This window comes from Dulcicalothrix desertica PCC 7102 (genome assembly GCF_003991905.1).
Classification (GTDB): domain Bacteria; phylum Cyanobacteriota; class Cyanobacteriia; order Cyanobacteriales; family Nostocaceae; genus Dulcicalothrix; species Dulcicalothrix desertica.
Genome location: NZ_RSCL01000010.1, coordinates 40,781 through 61,645, shown reverse-complemented (window position 1 = coordinate 61,645; position 20,865 = coordinate 40,781). Strand labels below are relative to the sequence as shown.

At 38.3% G+C, this 20,865-nt stretch carries 21 protein-coding genes; 18 read left to right on the top strand and 3 right to left on the bottom strand.

All coding sequences use genetic code 11. From position 1 onward, the window contains the following. The first annotated feature begins 10 nt into the window (after nt 1–10). The 3 genes from DSM106972_RS21355 to DSM106972_RS21345 all read left to right on the top strand — a co-directional run bounded on the left by DSM106972_RS21355 (nt 11) and on the right by DSM106972_RS21345 (nt 3,456). On the top strand, nt 11–1,150 hold the full coding sequence (locus tag DSM106972_RS21355) for a glycosyltransferase family 4 protein (protein ID WP_127082607.1): 1,140 nt from the start codon (nt 11–13) through the stop codon (nt 1,148–1,150). A gap of 296 nt (nt 1,151–1,446) precedes the next feature. Continuing rightward, entirely contained in the window at nt 1,447–2,631 is a 1,185-nt protein-coding gene (locus tag DSM106972_RS21350) for a glycosyltransferase (protein WP_127082606.1), read from the top strand. Nucleotides 2,632–2,634: 3 nt separating this feature from the next. After that, complete coding sequence (locus tag DSM106972_RS21345) at nt 2,635–3,456, top strand: glycosyltransferase family 2 protein (RefSeq protein WP_127082605.1); 822 nt, start codon at nt 2,635–2,637, stop codon at nt 3,454–3,456. 102 nt (nt 3,457–3,558) lie between these two features. Here the strand turns inward: DSM106972_RS21345 and DSM106972_RS21340 are convergent, their stop codons facing one another. Beyond that, nucleotides 3,559–4,470 carry a class I SAM-dependent methyltransferase gene (locus DSM106972_RS21340; protein WP_127082604.1) on the bottom strand — a complete coding sequence of 304 codons (912 nt, stop codon included), beginning with the start codon at nt 4,468–4,470 and terminating at the stop codon, nt 3,559–3,561. 23 nt (nt 4,471–4,493) lie between these two features. On the opposite strand from DSM106972_RS21340, the gene DSM106972_RS21335 reads away from it, so the two are divergent. The 11 genes from DSM106972_RS21335 to DSM106972_RS51490 all read left to right on the top strand — a co-directional run bounded on the left by DSM106972_RS21335 (nt 4,494) and on the right by DSM106972_RS51490 (nt 15,210). Further along, the gene (locus tag DSM106972_RS21335; protein ID WP_127082603.1) at nt 4,494–5,327 is read left to right on the top strand and encodes a 2OG-Fe(II) oxygenase; all 834 of its coding nucleotides are present in this window, start codon (nt 4,494–4,496) and stop codon (nt 5,325–5,327) included. Further along, nucleotides 5,324–5,881: a YdcF family protein gene (locus DSM106972_RS21330; protein ID WP_127082602.1), complete on the top strand. Its 558-nt coding sequence runs from the start codon at nt 5,324–5,326 to the stop codon at nt 5,879–5,881. Before DSM106972_RS21335 ends, DSM106972_RS21330 begins: the two co-directional genes overlap by 4 nt. A gap of 4 nt (nt 5,882–5,885) precedes the next feature. Further along, nucleotides 5,886–6,425, top strand: a complete 540-nt coding sequence (locus DSM106972_RS21325; protein WP_127082601.1) for a WcaF family extracellular polysaccharide biosynthesis acetyltransferase — start codon at nt 5,886–5,888, stop codon at nt 6,423–6,425. A gap of 318 nt (nt 6,426–6,743) precedes the next feature. Next, on the top strand, nt 6,744–7,253 hold the full coding sequence (locus DSM106972_RS21320; protein ID WP_127082820.1) for a hypothetical protein: 510 nt from the start codon (nt 6,744–6,746) through the stop codon (nt 7,251–7,253). Then, complete coding sequence (locus tag DSM106972_RS21315; RefSeq protein ID WP_127082600.1) at nt 7,253–7,621, top strand: hypothetical protein; 369 nt, start codon at nt 7,253–7,255, stop codon at nt 7,619–7,621. Before DSM106972_RS21320 ends, DSM106972_RS21315 begins: the two co-directional genes overlap by 1 nt. After that, the gene (locus DSM106972_RS21310; protein ID WP_127082599.1) at nt 7,575–10,316 is read left to right on the top strand and encodes a putative type IV secretion/conjugal transfer ATPase; all 2,742 of its coding nucleotides are present in this window, start codon (nt 7,575–7,577) and stop codon (nt 10,314–10,316) included. The genes DSM106972_RS21315 and DSM106972_RS21310 overlap by 47 nt, the downstream gene beginning before the upstream one ends. 7 nt (nt 10,317–10,323) lie before the next feature. After that, the gene (locus DSM106972_RS21305) at nt 10,324–11,106 is read left to right on the top strand and encodes a hypothetical protein (RefSeq protein WP_127082598.1); all 783 of its coding nucleotides are present in this window, start codon (nt 10,324–10,326) and stop codon (nt 11,104–11,106) included. Between the two features lie 2 nt (nt 11,107–11,108). Then, entirely contained in the window at nt 11,109–12,137 is a 1,029-nt protein-coding gene (locus DSM106972_RS21300; protein ID WP_127082597.1) for a hypothetical protein, read from the top strand. Nucleotides 12,138–12,150: 13 nt separating this feature from the next. Continuing rightward, complete coding sequence (locus DSM106972_RS21295; RefSeq protein ID WP_127082596.1) at nt 12,151–12,966, top strand: hypothetical protein; 816 nt, start codon at nt 12,151–12,153, stop codon at nt 12,964–12,966. Nucleotides 12,967–13,002: 36 nt separating this feature from the next. Continuing rightward, nucleotides 13,003–13,656, top strand: coding sequence for a hypothetical protein (locus DSM106972_RS21290; protein WP_127082595.1), 654 nt, complete (start codon nt 13,003–13,005; stop codon nt 13,654–13,656). Between the two features lie 21 nt (nt 13,657–13,677). Continuing rightward, entirely contained in the window at nt 13,678–15,210 is a 1,533-nt protein-coding gene (locus tag DSM106972_RS51490; protein ID WP_158632858.1) for a TrbI/VirB10 family protein, read from the top strand. Here DSM106972_RS51490 and DSM106972_RS21275 read toward each other — a convergent pair. Then, nucleotides 15,197–15,466: a hypothetical protein gene (locus DSM106972_RS21275; RefSeq protein ID WP_127082594.1), complete on the bottom strand. Its 270-nt coding sequence runs from the start codon at nt 15,464–15,466 to the stop codon at nt 15,197–15,199. The two genes, DSM106972_RS51490 and DSM106972_RS21275, sit on opposite strands and share 14 nt — an antisense overlap. A 139-nt stretch (nt 15,467–15,605) precedes the next feature. On the opposite strand from DSM106972_RS21275, the gene DSM106972_RS52580 reads away from it, so the two are divergent. The 4 genes from DSM106972_RS52580 to DSM106972_RS21250 all read left to right on the top strand — a co-directional run bounded on the left by DSM106972_RS52580 (nt 15,606) and on the right by DSM106972_RS21250 (nt 20,225). After that, complete coding sequence (locus DSM106972_RS52580; RefSeq protein ID WP_201800763.1) at nt 15,606–16,835, top strand: GNAT family N-acetyltransferase; 1,230 nt, start codon at nt 15,606–15,608, stop codon at nt 16,833–16,835. Nucleotides 16,836–17,237: 402 nt separating this feature from the next. Further along, a complete protein-coding gene (locus DSM106972_RS21260) occupies nt 17,238–19,382 on the top strand; it encodes a GumC family protein (protein WP_127082593.1) in 2,145 nt (714 codons plus the stop codon). Nucleotides 19,383–19,468: 86 nt separating this feature from the next. Then, nucleotides 19,469–19,894 carry a TMEM165/GDT1 family protein gene (locus DSM106972_RS21255; RefSeq protein ID WP_127082592.1) on the top strand — a complete coding sequence of 142 codons (426 nt, stop codon included), beginning with the start codon at nt 19,469–19,471 and terminating at the stop codon, nt 19,892–19,894. Between the two features lie 22 nt (nt 19,895–19,916). Further along, on the top strand, nt 19,917–20,225 hold the full coding sequence (locus tag DSM106972_RS21250) for a TMEM165/GDT1 family protein (protein WP_127082591.1): 309 nt from the start codon (nt 19,917–19,919) through the stop codon (nt 20,223–20,225). 70 nt (nt 20,226–20,295) lie between these two features. Here the strand turns inward: DSM106972_RS21250 and DSM106972_RS21245 are convergent, their stop codons facing one another. Then, nucleotides 20,296–20,793, bottom strand: a complete 498-nt coding sequence (locus DSM106972_RS21245; protein ID WP_127082590.1) for a hypothetical protein — start codon at nt 20,791–20,793, stop codon at nt 20,296–20,298. Nucleotides 20,794–20,865 lie beyond the last annotated feature (72 nt).

The following is a 20,865-nucleotide window of genomic DNA, read 5'->3' as shown; positions in this document are numbered from 1 at the left end:
AGGTATAAAAATGCATATCGTTATAATATTTATCAATATTGGTAGCTACCACGCTGCTCGACTTCGTGCGGTTTACTCTGCTTGTCAGGAAAAAGGCTGGAATTTTACGGCAGTCCAAGTTACAGACAATACCCTAGAGCATCCTTGGGGTGATTTAGAGCAGGAAATAACATTTCCTTTGAAAACCCTTTTGCCAAAAGACTGCACATCTAACAAACCAGAAGCTGTACTACCTGGTTTTTTAGATAATTTACTACCTGATGCGGTTGCTATACCTGGTTGGGGATTTCCTGTATCTCGTGCAGCACTCTCTTGGTGCAGGCGCCACCGTATTCCAACTATAGTAATGAGTGAAACAAAGTGGGATGATGAACCACGACAATGGTGGAAGGAGAAACTCAAATTTTGGTTATGTATTAACAAGTTTGATGCGGCGCTGGTAGGAGGGAAACTACACCGTGACTACCTTATCAAGTTAGGCTTTCCTAGGGATCGCATTTTTTATGGGTACGATACTGTTGATAACGATCACTTTAGCCAAACAGCATACAAAGCTAGGCAAAACCCAGAAAAAGCAAGGCAAAGACACCCACAAATTCCCACAAAACTGTATTTTATAGTTTTGACACGCCTGTTAAAGCGAAAAAATTTAGCTCGCTTAGTTATAGCTTATGCAAATTATCGCCAACAAATAGGGATTGAAAAAGCTTGGGATTTAATCATATGTGGTAGCGGTGAAGAAGAAAGTAACATTCATCAATTAATTGATAAACTTGGCATTACAGACTGCGTGCATTTACCTGGATTTATTCCCTATCAAGCTTTGGGAGATTGGTATGGGTTAGCTGGTGCTTTTGTCCATCCTGCCCTTCTAGAACCTTGGGGTTTGGTAGTGAATGAAGCTTGTGCAGCAGGATTACCAATTATTTGCAGTCATACAGTTGGGTCTGCTAGCGAACTAGTCCAAGATGGGAAAAATGGCCTGCTGTTTGAGCCAGAAAACATTTCAGACATTACTCGTACTTTAATAAGTATTTCTCAAATAGATGCCGAAATGCGGATGAAAATGGGAGATTTGAGTCAGGAAATTATTGCTAAATACAGTACTAAAAATTTTGCTGAGGGTATTCGTAAAGCAATTAATATATAGCAGTTCGCGCATTATGTGTCAAAAAATATACTTATTCCCTTTAATAAATCGTGAAATTTATTTGAAATTTTGCAAAATATTACTAGGTAATTTTAACGTAAATTTGAATTTTTACCCCTTATATGATGTCCAGTAGCATAACCGTAATAAAAACCTTGTAGAGACGTTATATGTAACGTCTCTACATTATGGGTAATCAACCGGACATGATATTAATTATTGCAAAAGTATTTTGCTTAATATCTAATTTGATCTACCAAGTGTTGTTGAAATCATAATAAATGAAATAAATAGCTATGAAAATTTTACTTGTTATTCCTGGTATTGGTGATGTTTATGGTGGTACTTCTAAAGTAGCGATTGAATTTGCCCAAGCTTTGGGTAAACTAGGTATTGACATAGATATTGTAACTACTAATGCCAATGGCTTAGAAGATTTAGACGTACCATTAAGAACTTGGCTTAATCAAGGACTTTACCGTCTTCAATACTTTCCACGCTGGCATATTGGAGATTATAAATTAAGTACTTCATTGACAAAATGGCTTTTTAAGAATGTTGCTAGCTACGATTTAGTACATACAATTGCTGTTTTTTCTTACCCAGTTTCTATTACTCACTTAGCTTGTAAAATTAACCGCGTTCCTTACATCAATAGTCCTCACGGAATGTTAGAACCTTGGGCGCTTAGTCATAAATCTTGGAAGAAAAAACTTTACTATAGCTTAATAGAGAAAGCTGCTCTTGATAATGCAAGTGCAATTCAAATGTTAAATCAGGCAGAAGCGCAAAACGCCGAACCCTTACATCTTAAAGCCCCTTTGGTTACAGTACCAAATGGTATTAATTGCCAAGAGTTTCAACTGCAACACAACCCTAAAGCTTTCTATGAACAATTCCCCCACACGCGCGACAAAGCCTTAATTCTCTTTTTAGGTCGTATAGACCCTAAGAAGGGACTTGACTTATTGGCGCCTGCATTTGCCAAAGCATTATCTAAATTTTCTAATGCTCATTTAATTGTTGCAGGCCCCGATAGTATTGGGTTTTTACCAACAGTTCAAAATTACTTTGCTGAAGAAGGTTGCCTTAATGCTGTCACCTTTACAGGCATGTTAACAGGCGCCATGAAATATGCAGCACTTGCTGCCGCTAGTATTTATGTCGCACCTTCGTATTCAGAAGGGTTTAGTATGTCTGTTTTAGAAGCAATGGCTTCAGGTTTGCCTTGCGTAATTACTAAAGGTTGTAATTTCCCTGAAGCTGCAAATAATCAAGCTGCTTTGGTTGTTGACATTGAAAGCTCGGCTATTGCCAACGCTTTAATTGATTGTCTCAGTAATCCAGAACAAGCGAAAATAATGGGTGAGCGCGCGCGTCAATTGGTGTTTGAGAAATATACCTGGGACAAAGTAGCTTGCCAAATGCAAGAAGTTTACTCTTGTTTACTCCAGCACCAGCCAGTTATGGCTATAAGTTAATATATGTTAGAAAAAATAACTCCTGTTATCCTCACCTATAATGAGGCGCCCAACATCAACCGGACTCTCGAAAAGTTGTGTTGGGCAGCGCAAATTATTGTGATTGACAGCTATAGCACCGATGAAACTCTAGATATTCTAAAATCATATCCACAAGTTAAAATATTTCAACGTGCATTTGATACTCACGCAATGCAGTGGAATTACGGGTTACAAAAAGTAAATTCTGAGTGGGTACTTTCTCTAGATGCCGATTATACAGTAAGTTCTGAGCTAATTGCTGAAATCAAAGCATTACCTGAAAATACATCAGTAGATGGGTATTATTGTAAATTTAAATACTGTGTATTTGGTAAACCCTTGCGCGGTACAATACTTCCTCCCCGACAAGCGCTTTTCCGTAAAGATAAATCTATTTATATAGATGATGGACACACACAGCTTTTAGAAGTTAAAGGTAAGTCGGGGATGCTTTTAAGTTATATTTACCACGACGACCGTAAACCTTTAAGTCGTTGGCTATGGGCACAAGATCGTTATTTGGTAATTGAAGCTAAAAAATTACAACAAACCCCAATTAGTAAGCTGAGTTTGAGCGATACTATTCGCAAACAGAAAATAGTGGCGCCGTTTGTTGTCTTAGTTTACTGCTTAATTCTCAAAGGTGGCATTTTGGATGGATGGCGAGGCTGGTATTACGCATTTCAACGTGTTTTGGCTGAAATTATTCTGGCAATTCGTTTAATTGAAATGGAGAGTGCAACGGATACAACGGATGTAACGGATAAGTTATTCATCACAAATAACAAATACAGATATAGATAGATAGATAGATAGATAGAGAAATAGATAGATAAATAAATAAATAGAGAAATAGATAGATAAATAAATAAATAGATAGATATTGCTCTATCTATCTATAATTACTTATCCGTTACATCCGTTCATCATCCGTTGCCTAGCAACACACATCAACGACAGTGCTGCTTCTGTTTTATCTGGGTCTATACTGGATAACCGTTGAGCAAAACGACATTTGTCGAAAGATTTACCATAATCTCCTTGTAAAGCTTTTTCACCCACCATATGACTATGGGGATATATTTGAACTGCAAATCCAAGCGGTTCAAGTATATGACGATAGAACTCTGATGTTGTACCATCACCTGGTTTATGATGCACTTCTGTTGCTATACTCCAAAATTGCTCTTGAGATGTGGAATGTCCACCTCGTTTTATTAACCGATAAAACGGTAAACGCATCTGCCAAAGCAGTAAACCCAAACCCCGAAACTGGTAAGCAGTTAACTGCGGGTCATGATCGGTTATTAATAGTCCACCTGGACGCACTAAACGCGCAGCTTCTGCCAAAACTTTCGCCATATCATCGCAGTGGTGCAGGCAAGCATTTAGCATCACAATATCGGCAAACCCAGAAATAAATGGTAATTGATGTGCATCCGCTAATACAGGAGTATAACCAATTTTTTGAGCCATTTTTAAGGCGCCAAGTGAAACATCTACACCAATTAACAAACTTGGTTCTCCACATTGGTCTTTCAAAGATGCATACACATTACCTGGACCGCAACCAATATCAACTACTATAGCCGCATCCCAACGATTTATAACTGCCTGCCAAAGTTCTACAAACTTCTCATCCCGATGACAAGCTTCAAAATAATTTTTTCCCCATTCTGGATGCCCAAAGTAATAACTATTTGCTTCAATCGCTGGTGTTATATGAGGAATTTTGCATTTTAAAATCCCATCTTCCCATGCTTCTACATTATTTTCTACTAATATAAGTTTTTTCAAATCAAGCAATTGATTTAACATACATTGTCGTTATCTAAACAAACATGAACTATTTTATTTCTGATGATTTGCTAAATCTAAATACATGTGCTGAAATTATTGCTTATAAATTGGAAGGAGCTAAAGAAAACCTCAAAAAACAGTTTCACATTCCTAACCAAGTAGCTAGCTGTTATCTTGATGATTTGTTAGATGAAGCTGATGTTAAAAGTATATACGCAGCTTTCCCTAAAAAGCAAGATATGTTACAGTTGAATGACTGGCGCGAATATAAATACGTAGGTATTCAAATAGATAAATACAGCCCGATAATATCCGAGATAATTTATGCTTTCCAGCATCCGAAAGTAGTAAAGGTTATTTCTGAAATTACCGGAATTAAGCAACTATCTCCCGATGAATACCTCTATGCAGGTGGTATTAGCTTGATGGATGAGGGTTGTTTTCTTAACCCACACCTTGATAACTCTCATGATAAAGACCGAGATAAGTATCGCGTTTTAAACTTATTATATTATGTCACTCCTCATTGGCGCCCTGAATATGGAGGCAACTTAGAACTATGGGACTCCGGTTTAAAAAATCAGTGTCGAACTATTGACTATAAGTTCAACCGATTAGTTATTATGATGACTAATAAAAAATCTTTACATTCTGTCAACAAAGTTAATTATCACTTGTCAAGGTGTTGTGTGTCGAATTATTATTTCTCTAATCAACCTGTAGACAGTGAATCATATTTTCACGTTACTTCTTTTCGCGGGCGCCCAGAACAAAAGCTTCGAGATATTATATTACAAGGAGATGCCATGCTGCGTAATGGTATTCGTAAAGTGTTTAAATATGGAATTAAAAAGTCTCATTATTATCGCAAATGAAACTTTTCTATCGTTTTTTAACAAAATACTGGCGCCTATTTATAATTACTCTCATTCTAACCCTGATTCTAATCATTCCCATCAAAATTAAAATAGCGTCACATCAAGCACCCCAACCTCAAGCATTTTTTGTCTTAGGTGGTGAACCAAAACGCGAAGAGGTAACTGCTGAAATTGCGCGTTGGTTCCCAAATTTAGATGTATGGCTATCTTCGGTTCCCAATGTTGTAGAAACTAAAAAAATCTTTAAAACTGCGGGTATTAATTCTACTCGATTACGTATTGACCAACGCGCAGTTGATACTGTGACTAATTTTACTACTCTGGTAAATGATTTCCAAAAATCTAAAATTCAACATTTGTATCTAATTACCAACGATTATCATATGCCCAGAGCTAAAGCTATTGGTACTTTGGTTCTAGGTAGTCGAGGTATTGTTTTTACTCCTGTTTCCGTTCCTTCAAATCAACCTCAAGAGTCAAATTTTCGTATCATCCGAGATATGCTTCGGTCGGTACTGTGGATTTTTACAGCACAAACGCTTGGTAAATGATTTTATGCGTTTAGACCAATATACTATCGGCACTTATACACCAGGGGCGCCTTTATGGAAGCAAATTCTATGGTACTTCGTCGGTTCTCCTTTGGTAGAATGCCATTGGTTGCCCATGTCTAATATTAAAGTCTGGATACTTCGCTTCTTTGGAGCGCAAATTGGGCAACTAGTTCGCATTAAACCTGGTGTTAGGGTAAAATTTCCTTGGCGCCTAACTGTTGGTAATTGTGTTTGGATTGGTGAGAATTGCTGGATTGATAATCTTGCTCATGTAAAGATCGAGAATCATGTATGTTTGTCTCAAGGTGTGTACTTATGTACTGGTAATCATGATTGGAGTGACGCTAATTTCAAATTGTCTGTAGCTCCTATTTATATTCAAGAAAGTAGTTGGATTGCCGCTAAGTCAATGATTGGACCAGGTGTGACGATTGGTAGAGGTGCTGTATTGACTTTGGGCAGTGTCACCACTCATTCTCTAGAATCAATGACCATATACTCTGGTAATCCCGCACAAGCTGTTAAACGACGCAAATTTTGAACCGCAGGTATAAATTGGCAACGGATGATGAACAGATGTAACGGATAGTTGATTCGTTTAAGAAAGGTGCCGCAAAATGAAATCTTGTTTGCATCAAATAAATCATCCGCTACATCCGTTGCAAATTCATCATATATTACTTAGTCATTATTTTAACCAAATATATGCGTATGAAAAATGTGATTAAATTTTTATAGTATCTTCAAGAACAAAATTAATGTATCATTATATGATTATTAACATAATCACCTGTCGAAAATAGTTATACATATACTTTTTATTGTTTTGAGAAGGTTACTGTAATCTCGGTATTTAATGATGCTTGAATTTATACCTTTCTTAATCGCCTGCACAATACTATTAGGCGCCATTAGCTTAAAAAGTCCTGTGCTGCTGTTTTGCTTGCTCGCAGGTAGTTTAATTTCAGTAGTTATACATCAAATCGGGCGCCAAGTCAATTTACCTCGGCGCCAAGTTATATTTTTACAGGTTGTTGCAGTAGGTGTAATTTTAGCTTGTTTTTGGTTAGACTATTTTGCAGACCCGGCTCAAGCTCAGTTTTTTAAACGTGCGGAGGATTTTTTCCGAAATAACTTAACACAAGGTACCTCTAATACGACTAATGCAGCTGGTACGCAAGCTGCTATAAGTTTGATTTTTAACGTGCTACGGGCGTTGTATTTACTGTATATAGCAGTAGCTCTAATTGGCGTAATTAACGCAGTTCGTAGGGATGATGACTGGCAGAATATCGCTAGAACGCCTTTACTAGTTGTGATTGCTGTGACAATTGCGGATGTACTTACAGGTTTTGTAATTGGTAATTAATGAGTCAAGATAAAGATAAGGATTTTCGTCCAGTTAATAGGATACTCGGTAGTCAACCTTCATTAGGTCCCATACCTGCCGACCAGGTTCTTCCTTGGACGATTATTGCTCTAGCTTCTTATTTCATTGTCAACGGCATTTTTGGAGGTATATTCCAAGATGAGTTTCAAAAATGGTTGTGGACTGCGTTATTAGCTACATGGGGAATTGCCACTTGGTGGATACTCACAGGGGGTAGAAGTTGGCGCTTTTTAAGTAAGTTTATCGGTGTTCCGACTTGGACTAGAGGATTTGCCCGTTATCACAGCATCCTGAGAAATCATGAAGGAAAAAATCGGAAAGCAAAGCGTCGAAGGAACAGGAAGTGAAAGATTAACTCCGTTTGAGGATGCGCTCAATTTGGCTACCATGTTGCGGATCTCACTAGGTGGACGCGATATTGGCGCCTATATTTTGACACAAGGAACTCAAAAGGATAGATTATGCTTTGTTTTTGGTTTTGAGTGTCGGGGTGTTCACACGACTTTGAGAACAGAACAAATCGACCAAATCATCGGTAATATCGAAGCTGGTTTAAAGGATATCCCCGTCAACGAGCAAATTACTTTTCACCTTGGTTCGTTTAGTTCAGATGCTCAACGACAAGAAGAACTTGCGTCTCTAATTAAAAATGTACCCTCAAAAGATATAAAATATTTACTGCTCGCAGAACGCGCGCGTATTCAAGAACTTACGAGTAATGGTGTTCGCAAGCCAAAATTTCTACGAATTTATGTCACTTATACAGTTGAAAGTAATTCGACTAATACAAGTGATTGGATAGAACGGATTTTAGCCAAAGCTGAATTATTCTGGCTCAAATTTAAGGGAGAAGTCGCAGAAGTCGAAAATCAGCGACTCGAAGCTATTATTGCCGATGCTTTTCAAGGATTTTGTCGCTGGGAGCAAGTATTAGCCAATAAAATGGCACTCGATATTCAACCTTTAAATACAGAACAACTTTGGAGTGAAATTTGGCACCGTTTTAATAATAATCCACCCGTCCCTATTCCGCAGTTGCTTACATTCGATGAAAATGGACTCCACGAAGAAGTTTATTCGGACTTAGCAAGTACTAAATTACTATTAGAGAATATTCATAGTACAACACTATTGATAAAGTCAAGTATACCGTGTGCAGACCGTCGTTGGATTCATGTTAAAGATAATTATATAGGCGCCTTAACATTTCTAGAAAAACCGGGTAGTTGGCAGAGTAAAACAGCGCAGTTACGATATTTATGGGAATTATTAGCACGTGAAACGGTTGTAGACACAGAAGTATTTTGTCAACTCACTGCGGCAAACCCAGCTTTGGTTAAAACAACTTTACAACGAGTCTTAAAGCAGTCAAATATGACCGCATTAATGGCTCAAGAAAAAAGTAAAACGATTGACGTTAATGCTCAATTAAAGCTCAGAAAATCAGTAGCAGCGCAAGAACAATTATACGAAGGCGCCGTACCAATTTACGCAGGAGTCGTGATTTTCGTCCATCGTTCTACCGTCGAACAACTAGACGAAGCGACGAGATATATAGAAAATTGCTTTCAACGTCCAGCAGAAGTAGTAAGAGAGACTCAGTACACTTGGAAAATATGGCTACAAACTTTACCAATTGTATGGGAAAAACTATTAGCGAAACCATTTAATCGGCGCCAATTATATTTAACCAGCGAAGTACCCGGTTTAATGCCCCTAGTACTAACCAAACCCAGTGATAACTACGGGTTTGAATTAATAGCAGAAGAAGGTGGAACACCGATACATTTAGATTTATTTAACGAACATAAGAATTTAGCTTTATTTGCGACAACACGCGCAGGTAAATCAGTATTAGTATCAGGAATATTAACGCAAGCCTTAGCACATAATATACCAGTAGTTGCATTAGATTTTCCCAAACCCGATGGAACATCAACGTTTACCGACTACACACAGTTTATAGAAGGAGGCGCCTATTTTGACATATCCAAGCAATCGAATAACTTATTTGAACAGCCAGACCTACGCTTATTATCACCAGAAGAACAACGCGACCGTGAGCTAGATTATACAGCTTTCCTCGAATCGGCACTCATGACAATGGTGTTGGGCGCCGAAACTGATAATCCATTGCTATCACAAACAGTGCGTTCGCTGTTGAACATAGCATTAACAGCATTCTTTGCCGACGAGGGGATCAAACAAAGATATAAAATGGCAATGGAAGGAGGGTTTGGAACTACAGCGTGGCAAAAAACCCCAACCTTACAAGATTTTCTCTACTTTTGTTCCCCCGAACATTTACAACTAGACGCAATGAGTCAGCGAGTTGAAGACGCACTTAGTCAAATTCGTTTGCGGTTGCGGTTTTGGTTATCGAGTCGAGTCGGACAAGCAATATCAGCACCATCAAGCTTTCCCACCGATGCTCAACTCTTAGTATTTGCTCTACGAAATTTATCAGATAGTGAAGACGCAGCAATATTATCATTGAGCGCATACTCAGCAGCATTACGTCGCGCACTTAGTAACCCAGCATCAATATTCTTCATCGACGAGGCGCCAATCTTATTTGAATTCGAGCAAATCGCCAATCTTGTTGGTAGAATATGTGCCAACGGCGCCAAAGCTGGAATAAGAGTTATTTTATCAGCCCAAGACCCCGACACCATCGCCAAATCAAAAGCCGCATCCAAGATATTACAAAACTTAACAACGCGACTAGTTGGACGTATCCAACCCGTTGCGATAGATAGCTTTGTAGACATATTAAAATACCCACGCGAAATCATCTCACGCAATGCATCAGAAAGTTTTTTTCCAAGAAAAGAAGGAGTATACAGCCAATGGTTATTAGATAATAACGGTATTTACACCTTTTGCCGTTACTACCCAGGATACGAACAACTAGCAGTAGTAGCCAATAACCCTAACGAACAAAACGCACGAAACATAATGATGAAAAAATACCCCGATAAATATGAAGCAATATCAAAATTCGCACATCAACTAATTACATCCCTAAGAAAACCGTCTTAATTTTTATATGAAAAAAATCTTTATAATTACTTCTTTTCTATCCCTTATTATCACCTTACCAGCCACAGCACAACTAGGGCAAGTATGGACAGACTTTCAATCGTACTCAGCAGACCTACAAAACCATCTTAGAAACAACCTAAACGAACTAAAACCCCTACAAATTCAAAGCCAAAGCGCCATCACAAGCAATACAGGAGAACTAAACATTCCTAACCCACTAGGCGCCGGAGAAACCCTCAGTAACGACATTAATGTAAACTTATTATCTAGTAACTATGAAACAAACCCTTTAATGAACTCAATAATATTTGGCAACGAAATGAAACGTTTAATATTTCGTAGTTCTGCTGCTGGAACATTAGGCAACAACGGACAACTGCGAACAAAAATCAAACTCCAAAACGTCGAAACACAATTAAAAAGTATTGACGCATTTGCCGAAGAAGCAGACAACATAAACCAAGATTTTGTCAACGACATTCAAACCGAAATTAATCGACTTGCCAGTATCAGCCAACCTATTGGAACATTACTAAGTGTCCTCAACCAATCCAACTTACTAACACAGCAAATCAAAATACAGCGTGACCAATCCAAAATCATTGCCGAAACGCTTGCACAAACAATTCACGAAAACCAACTTTTACAATACTCCAACCTAAACCTAGCCAATATCGGAGAGCAGATAGAAGACACAAACCGAGCGCGTCGAGTCGATAACTCAACCGAAGCAGCGCGACTTTTGCGTACCACATCTCAAACTGACTTATTCGGTCGAAAACCTTAACTATGTTTTATTTAGCCCAAACTGGTATAGATAATGTAATAGGTAGCGGCGCCACTACAGCAAAGAGTATCGCCGAAGCATGGGACAAACAATGGTTAGATTTATTACAAAGCAATAATAGTTTTTACGGTGCCTTAACAAACCTAGGTATATTTTTTGCAGTTGGTACATTATTATTTTTCATGTTCCAATGGCTCAAAGATTTAATATATAGTGACTATTCGCGACCAATATCAGCATTGATATGGCCCTTTATTATAGTATTACTACTTACAAACACAGGAACAGGGAGTGCATTATCTAACCTGACACTAGGAGTTAGGAACTTACTCAATACAGTTAACCAGCAAATTATCACAACAGCAGACGCGAATAAAATATATCAGCAAGCTTTAAACATGAGTACAGGTGAAGAAATAGCAGGGTCTTTACTGCGTCCATGTGGGTCACTTTTAGGAGAGCAGCAAACTCAATGCCTAGTCAAAGCAAGTGAGAAAGCTAGCTTACTTTGGCAAGAATATCGGAATTTATACGGAAATCAAATTTGGATAGACCGCTTGGAGACTAAAGTAACTCAAATTGCTTATAGTCCGGGGGCTGTATCAGAAAGCACTTTTAACGCATTGCTTGGTTCCACAATGCAAACGATTATTAAAAACTTTTTTATTTCATTACAGTATGCATTTCAGAACCTGATCGAAGCTACGATGTTGTTAGTAGCTGCTTTGGGTCCACTCGCAGTAGGAGGTTCATTACTACCAGTTGCAGGTAAACCAATTTTTGCATGGTTAACAGGATTTTTATGTTTAGGAATTTCTAAAATATCCTTTAACATTATCGCTATCATAACAGCCGCAGTCATTGTCAACGGGCCAGGACAAAATGCCAATACCGACCCAGACTTGATGTGGTTTATGATTTTTCTTGGTTTATTGGCGCCTATCGTTTCTCTAGTTATAGCAGGTGCAGGAGGGTTTGCGATATTCAATGCCATTAGCTATACGGGTGCATTAGTTCGAGATAGAGTTTAGCGAGGTGTAAGACATGGTTCGTTTACTCGAAAAGAAAAAAGCTAAAACAAGCGTTCTAACGATTTTTGCGTTTACAACTTTTGGGTTACATCTATTAGCTTTATCGATGCTGGTATTACAGGGGTTAAACATTCGCTCGTTGAGTTTACAGAAACCTCCAAATTTCGTGCAAATGATAGATGGTAAAACGGTAGATATAAATAAATCGAATTTAGAACCAGAACCAGAGACAATACGTCAGTTCGTAAATAAGACGATGACGTTAATGTTTAACTGGTCAGGAAAGTTACCACCGCAGTCTATTGATGAAGCAACACAACCTAAACCAGATGGGGGTGTACCAGTATCAACAGGAAAGGGGAATCAAAAAATTAGTACTACTAGTTGGGTTGCTGGGTTTGCGTTATCTGAGGATTTTCGTAAAGGGTTTTTGACGAAAATAGCGGAAATGACACCACCAGAGGTTTTTTTAAATAATCCGAGTCAAGCTATTTCGTCACGGTTAGCAGTTAAAAGGATATATCCACCCAAGAAAATTGCTCCTGGTAAGTGGCAAGTTGGAATGGTGGCAGATTTAATACAGAAGAAACAATCTGATAACCGCAGTGTGATAATTCCCTTTAATAAGGATTTGCTTGTGCGTTCGGTTGATGCTTTTGGGTATCCGCAAAGTATGAAGAGCGATTTACAAAAAGCTATTTATAGTGTTCGTGCTGATAAGTTGGAAATTTATGAGATTAGAAATTTATGTTTGGTGGATGAGTATAGTGGTTTGAGTCAGGATAAGTCTTGTGGGAATTTGAAGAATGACCAGACTTTCATTAAATAACCGCAAAGAACACTGCATAACGCAAAGGAAGAGGTGATGAAGTCAGAGAGTAAGAGAGCTAGTTTTTTGCCGTTGTTTACTGTAGCGACGTTTGGGTTACATTTGTTTACTTTTTTGTTGTTGACGTTTCATTGGTCGTTGTTACAGCAGTTGCAACAGCGCTTAACTCCTCAAAGTTTGGTGCAGTTAATTGATGGACGTGCCATAAGTGTAGACCCAAAACCTGATATGGAAAGGTATCCGGAGACAATAAGACGGTTTGTGGGTGAAACAATGACTTTAATGCTTACTTGGTCACAGCAACAACAACCACGAATGGTTTGGGAAACAAGTTCCGTTTTAGTAAATGATAACTTAAAGCCAAAATTAGAATCAATAATTAGTCCTTCAGAAACATTGAGTCAGGGTACCGAAAACGTTTTAGTCATCCAAACCATTGGACAACCAAGTAAAATTAGTGAGGGTAGATGGAAAGTTGAAATAATCGCCAATCAAATCATCTTCACCAACTCCGATAAATTAGGAAAAACAATCCCCTTTAATAAACAAATTTTAGTACAAGCAGTAGAGGCGCCGTTTGCCTCACTACCAAATTTACCAGTACCACTAAACGTAGCAGTCTCCCGTCTCGGAGAAGCAAGACTACAAATATATAACGTCTGCGACATCAACGATAAAAACTGCTCTTAATTCCTAGGGTTGAAACCGAATATGAATAAACTACCAAACACCCCAGACACATCCGACTGGGAAGCAAGAATGTCAAAGTTAGTAGGACTAGAAACAAAACATCCAACTAACAACCAACCAGAAAACACCGCACAACCAGAACCCCAAGAACTACAAACCAAACAACCCCTATCCGCAAGTCCCTTCGCAAAACTAGGCTTAGTCGGCGCCGGCACATTCGCTGTAGTATTAGTAGCGGGTTTATTCCTATCACAAATAATGAACCCTGGTAATCAAAAACCAAAAGCCAATACCATTACCGCACAACCGCAACCAACACTCCAACCCACCCCACAACTCGAATCACAAGTCGAAGATTTAAAAACAAAACTAGCATTAACCGAGCAAGCACAAGCAGTCAAAGCAGCACAGCAAAAACTGAGAAACCCACTACCAATATCTCCCAAACCAACACCACAAACACCCGTTAGAACTCAACCAGTAGTTACAAATAGAGTACGACTAATCCCAACCCCTAGAATAGCAACTAACTATACACCACCGCGCGTACAACCACCACCAGAACGTATACGTATAGTTACCATACCCGCACCTCAAACTCCACCCGCACGACCCCAAGCAACCGCAAAACCTATACCAAAACCAACAATTCAACCAACCCCACAAATTACACCAGACTCACTTCAAGATTTAGTCAAACTAGCAGAATTAAACGACTACTACAAAAAAGATACACTAGCTAGCAACACTCCTACACCCACACCAACCCCCACACCATTACCAGTGATACCAGTAACACCAACACCCACACCAGCAATAATATCGACTCCGACACCAACTATCGCAGCAACACCCATACCAACACCTACACCTACACCTACACCTACACAGGCGCCTTCTTCGGTAGCAGTAGGTAGTACAGTAAAAGCAGTATTTGCAACTGCTGTATTTGGAGAAACCACTCGTTCAAACAACAGCAACACAAACGAAGCAGGAAAACCAGTATTTGTAGTGCGTCTGCGAGAACCCCTCAAATATACAGATGAAAAAATAGCTTTACCCGTAAACACAGAACTACTAGCAGAAATTCGTTCAATATCCGAACAAGGTTTAGTTCAACTCAACGTTACCAAACTAGTTACCCGCAACGGTAATAGCATATCAGAAAAAACTTTAGCCGAAAATGCAATAATAGTTCGTGCGCGTGAAGGTAGACCCTTAATAGCAAACCAATATCCCAATAAAGGGGGGTCAATAGCTTGGATGGACACAGGATTATTCGTATTAGGAGGTATTGGCAAAGCTGCGGAATTAGCTAATCGTACAGAATCTCAAGTCGTCGTCACAAGCGGTGCAGGAACAACAATTAGTAATAGCAACTCTAGACGTAATGTATTAGCGGGTGTTGTCGATGGTGGTATAAGCGCTATAGTACCTCAAATCGCACAACGTAATCAACAAGCTATTTCACAAATGACTCAACGCGGAAATATTTGGTTCTTACCTGCTGGTAAAGAAGTTGAAGTATATATTAACCAAACTATGCAATTTTAATATATTTTTTTCCTAATAAACCATCCATTTCTGTAACAATAAACTCTTGATTAATAGCTGCAATTTCTGCTTGTATTTCTGGGTCTTGAGCCATTTGGGCAATTTGTTCAGCCATATATTCAGCATCAGCAAATTTATCTAGTAGCTGTTTTTTGTGGTGTACTTGTTCAGAGATACGTTCTAAGAGCCATTCTTGCTCTTCCAAAGATAAAGTACCGATAGAACGCTTTATATCATCTAAATGCGGTGACATCATACTAATTTGCTACTTATCACAACCTATTCAGTATTTATATTATAATCTACATTACAAAGAATATGAAAGAAAGTATAATTAATATGGTGCGTGCTATGGCTATCCCTTAAATTAGTATCGTCACATAGCGATCTTGCTTATGATAAATTCCACTAATGCAGCTATTTTAAAAATTGGTAGTTTCACAATGCGGCCAATTAAATCTTCTGATTTGGATGCACTTGCAGAAATTTGGGCAGACCCAGAAGTAACTCGTTTTCTTCCTAGTCGAGGAGTTGCAATTCCAAGAGAAAAAGCTGAAAAAGCGCTCTTAACTTTCGTTAAACATTGGCAACGAGGTTATGGAATTTGGGCAATTATTGAAAATGCTTCATCTCAAATGATTGGTTATTGTGGACTTCGTTATTTAGATGAACTGTCAGAAGTTGAAGTGCTTTATGGACTTAGTAAAGCATATTGGGGAAGAGGAATTGCAACACAAGCAGCATCATCAGCAGTTTCATATGGTTTCAATATAGCTAAATTACATAGAATTATTGCAATGGTATTACCTGATAATCTAGCTTCAAAAAGGGTAATTGAAAAAGCTGGTTTGCAATATGAAAAACCAATTTATATATTTAATTTGGATGCTCTTTATTACTGTATACAACAAAGAATGAGTTCTTTTCCTGCCTGGTATTTTGATGAATCCTACATGGCAGGTGTTGATTTTGAAGATGCAGCACAAGTTGAAGTTTACGACCGCAATCAAACAGTAAGTACAAAAGAAAAAGAACAAGCTTTAGTAAATCGCTTAGGAATCAATGCAGAGCATACTGTTATTGATTTGGGAGCAGGTACAGGCAACTTTACAATTCAAGCTTCACTTACTGGAGCTTCTGTACATGCTATCGATATTTCACAAGCGATGCTTAATTATGCTCAAACCAAAGCACAACAAGCAGGTGCTAATAATATTAAGTTTCATAAAGCTGGTTTCTTAAGTTACGAGCATCAAGATAAATTAGCAGATTTTGTAATTATTAAAAATGCACTTCATATATTGCCAGATTTTTGGAAAATGGTTGCTTTTACCAGAATTGCGGCAATGCTTAAATCAAAAGGTATTCTCTACTTGCGAGATGTAATTTTCTCATTTCCACCAGCAGAATACGAAGCATCAATTAACAAATGGATTCAACAGGTCGCAAAATCAGAAGGTGAAGGTTGGACAGCTAGAGACTTTGAGACGCATGTGCGTGAAGAACATAGTACTTTTTCATGGATTATTGAGGGAATGCTAACCAGAGCAGGGTTTGAAATTGTAGAGGCAAATTATAATACAGAAACTTATGCTGAGTATTTATGTATTAAAATAGGTGGCTAATTTTAATTTTATTTAGATTATTAGATTACAGTTGGCGCCAGTTAGCACGTACTTAAGATTATAATGCTATATAATAAAGCCTTTTAATGTTAAATTATGAGTTGGGTTCCTTTAGCCTCCACCCAACCTACATTTCTTAAGTTTGTGCTATGCCACCCTAAGTTTTGTATTTGCCTGCGTAAGTCCTATTAATAAAAATAATTGTAAAATAAATAAATTTTTAGCCCCCCTTCCACGCGGGGGGTTGGGGGGATCAATTCTAACTGAAGTGATTGCTTTGTTTACTTAGTAATGGTTTAATAATATTATCCCTATAACTAAAAATTTAATTTTAAGTAAAATTTGATACTTATAAAAGCGTAAAAGTAAAGTTTAAATTGTAACTAAGTATTTATAAAAAAAATGGGGAATTACTCTAAGTTTTCTTCTTCAGACCGTGACCGCAGTCAGAACTCTGAAAAATATAGTGAACCAGTGGCTTTACCTTGGTCTGAAGGAACTGGTGATGATTGGAATTTTCGCGACTTTCTGGGTATTATACGGCGCCGTATGCTAGTTGTGGTTGGGGTGGCAACCATTGTGATGGGGATAAACGCTAACTCGATAGTAAACCAGAAAAAAGAGTATGAAAGTAGTTTTAGATTATTGGTGGAAGCAGTAAATGATGACAGCAAAGCACTGGATATTACTAAAGACCCTAGTGCAACAAAAACAAGTTTAGATTACGAAAGCCAAATTCAGGTTCTCAAAAGTCCTGATTTACTAGGTGATGTGGTTAAGATGTTACAAAAATCTTATCCAGAAGTTGATTATGTCAAGCTAATTAACTCTCTGACTATAGTGCGTTTGGGTGAAACTAAGATAATTGAGGTACGGTATCGAGGGGAAAACCCAGCGCAAGTTCATGATGTTGCCAAAAAAATCTCTGAAGATTATTTAAAGTACAGCTTAGAAAAGAAGCAAACCAAACTCCGTCAAGGAATTAAGTTTATTGAGAGAGAACTGCCAGCATCACAACAACGAGTTGACGCAATTCAAAAAGATATACAGTTTTTTAGACAGCGAAACAATTTTGTAGACCCAGATGCTCAAGCGCAGCAAATAGCAAGTCAACTTAGTTTATTATCGCAACAGAGACTCGCAGTTAATCAACAGCTAGCACAAGCGCGCTCGAATTTATCTGAATTGAGTGGAGAAAATGGTAAACTCGCGGTGTTGAACGATGCGACTGTTTACCAGCAGTTGCTTGTACAAGTACGTCAGTTAGAAGCATTAATCGCTACTGAACTCGCACGTTATCAAGAAGAAAGTCCTAGTATTCGCACCCTAAGAGAAAAGAGGGATAATTTATTACCCTTATTGACGCAAGAAGCACAACGGTTCATGGATGTGAGAACAGCACAAGCAGCTACACAAGTGCAAACGTTGGAAGTACAAAGTAACGAGCTAGCTTCTTCAGAAAAAAGGCTTCAAGAAATGCGTAAACAATTACCTGTCCAAGCACGCAAATATACTGAGTTACAGCGAAAATTACAGGTTGCAACCGAAAGTTTAAATCGTTTTCTAACAACACGCGAAACTCTACAAATCCAGATATCACAAAATGAGTTACCTTGGCAATTAATTCAACCACCCAGTAAACCAGAATCACCCGTAAGTTCAGATACGAAACGTGCTTTAATTATGGGATTACTTGGTAGTATGGTAGCAGGAGTAGGCGCCGCAGTTCTACAAGAAAAGTTAGACAATACATACCACACAGTTTCAGCTTTGAAAGAAGGAGTCAATTTACCATTAGTAGGTACCATTCCATTTGAGAGACAACTTCAAAGCGAACAAAATCGTCCAAGTAAGCAAATTTCTGCGATAAAAACCATAAACTCACAGCATCCCAGTATTCCAGAATTTTCAATTGCGCGAGTCTCGGATTACGGTCATTACTCAGAGAAATTTTTAGAGGCACTGCGAGTACTATATACCAACATACAGTTCCTCGGTTCCGACCGTCCAATTCGTTCAATAGTAGTAAGTTCGGCAATGAATTCAGATGGTAAATCTACAATTGCCTTCCATTTAGCTAAAATTGCCGCAGTAATGGGTCAACGTGTACTACTAGTCGATGCAAATTTACGTCAACCTGCAATTCACACCCTTGCCAACCTTAATAATTTATGGGGATTAAGTAACTTAATCTCAACAAACTCTCCTATCGAAGAAGTAATTCGACAATACCCTCAAATTAAAGAATTATCTATTATTACCTCTGGACCAACACCTCCAGACCCTATCAAACTACTTTCATCTGAAAAGATAAAGCGATTGATGGCGGAATTTCAGAATAGCTTCGATTTAGTAATATATGATACTCCTCATTTAGATGAATTAGCAGACGCAAGCTTGCTGGCGCCTTACACTAACGGGATTTTACTTGCCATTAGGATGGATAAAACAGACACATCACTACTGAAGCGCGCGTTAGATAACCTCAAACTGTCGCGTATCAATATACTAGGTATAGTAGGCAACGCTCAAAAAAGAAACTCGTAAAATCTCCAAAGGGTTGCGAAAAGTCAACACTATCTGTAAAAATGAGAAGAATATGAAAAATAGCTAGTAAATTACAGAAGGCGCCTGTGAAAGTTGACGATAGACCAAGCAACTACATAACTCAGTTAGAGAACGACCTCGACACCCCAGTCGTTACTGACTCAACAATTAATAGTATTGCCACCATTGAAACAATACAATCGATTTCAGAAAAGGCGCCTTGTAAGCAAGAATCGGTATGGGTAACTTTCACAACAACATTTGTAACGATATTTTTAGCTGAGATAGGCGATAAAACCCAGTTATCAACGTTATTGATGAGCGCCGAGTCTCACTCACCACTAGTAGTATTTCTAGGTTCAGCAGCAGCATTAATCACTACAAGCTTATTAGGGGTACTGTTAGGTAGTTGGATGGCAAGCAAATTTTCACCCAAAACAGTCGAAAAATCAGCAGGAGTAATGTTAATGCTGATTTCCGTCATGTTATTTTGCGATGTTTTCATCGGTTAACTTACCCCCTACTTAATAAATTATGAACTGGCATCTTTTAGGAATAAGCTTTATTACAGTATTTTTATCAGAGTTAGGCGACAAAAGTCAGCTAGCGGCAATTGCACTATCAGGACGTTGCCAATATCCACGTGCCGTATTTTTTGGTAGCGCTGCTGCATTGTTATTAACTAGTTTACTAGGCGCCTTAGCAGGAGGTGCAGTAGCAGAACTTTTACCAACAAGATTGCTCAAAGGTGTTGCAGCAGTTGGATTTGCAATTCTCGCAGTACGTCTACTTTTCTTCAATAACCAAGAAGCTGATGATGCAGAAGAAGAAACAGCTTCATAATATGATTGTAGAGACGTTACATGTAACGTCTCTACAAAATTTCATTATAAATTTCGTTGTGATTTTGAATTTATACTAAACCTTTCTGGCGCCAGCACCATCCGAATATTAAGCCAAGTGCTGTCAATTTAAATGCTTCAAAACTCCAGTATAAGCCGTGTAGCAGATTCATTGATGCTGGAACTTCAGACACTGAGTCAAACAAGTTTAAATCTATCCCTGTGGCGCACATTTGTGGTGTTAAGAAATATGTAAATGCCAGAGATATACTGAAGAGTGTGACAGCTAAAGCAGCTACACCACCATGCCAACGTAGTTGAGTTTTTGATAAAGCGAGAATGCTAGTTAAGACGGCGCCAGCAGATAATAATTCAATGCGGTTAAAATTCCAAAAAATCGAATAACCTGCGGAAGCAAAACTATCTAGGTTCATCATCCCCGAAAAGTACATGCTAGGCATAATTACCCAGTCAATAAGTAAACTAGCACTTAACCAGAAACCTAGAGTTAAAGTTAACATGGTGTGCCAAACTGGGCGTTTGAATTCAACGTTAGAAATAGCATTCATAGAATAATTGCCTGTATATATAGTTCTAGTTTGTACCTAACAAAGTAACTTTGACAACAGATGGCAATTAAC